The sequence below is a fragment of the Bacillus sp. 05T22 genome, from assembly GCF_056396765.1.
This window is the reverse complement of record NZ_JBFTMC010000271.1, coordinates 1-611: the sequence shown is the minus strand read 5'-3', so window position 1 is coordinate 611 and position 611 is coordinate 1. Positions and strand designations below refer to the sequence as shown.

General features: G+C 29.1%; 1 protein-coding gene. It reads left to right on the top strand.

Annotation, left to right across the window (positions count from 1 at the left end):
* On the top strand, positions 1-511 hold a 511-nt coding region (locus tag AC1DIT_RS28335), incomplete at its 5' end, for an Imm6 family immunity protein (protein WP_476998621.1).
* Positions 512-611: the final 100 nt, after the last annotated feature.

The following is a 611-nucleotide window of genomic DNA, read 5'->3' as shown; positions in this document are numbered from 1 at the left end:
GCTCAATATAGAGGCCAAAGTTGCATTAGGATTGATAATAGCAGAAAATATGTTTAATATGATAAATATGGATGAAGATGGATATAAAACTGGTAGAGAAGCGCTAAATTTCTGTTGGAAGTGGCTTGAAGGTGAAAAAATCGATGCTGATGATTTGTGTAACTATATAGACAGCGAAGATTATATAGATGTAGCTGAATTTGCGAACGAAGAAAAAGATGTACAAAAACAGTATGCATGGTATTCAGTATTAGATGCTGTGTCTTATACAATTTATCAAGCGTATAAAAAGGAAAAAAGAAAATTCGTTCCTCAAGTGGTTGAAATAATTGATGATGAAACGTTAAAAATATTAGGTGAAAATGCGATTGAATCTGGTTATTTTAAGATTGAAAGTTTAAATAATATAAAAAAATACCTATTAGAAAATTACTCATTAAGCGGTAGTGTCGAAACCGGTAATTATATAAAAAGGGATATCTTACCATTAATCAAAAAGCATAAAAAGTAATCTTATCCATGTCAAGTAGACAATATTAAAAAAACTAAGCAGCTATGATAGTTTGGAAAAGTCAATAAAAAAGAATTTTAAGATAACTATGAAAGTAGGG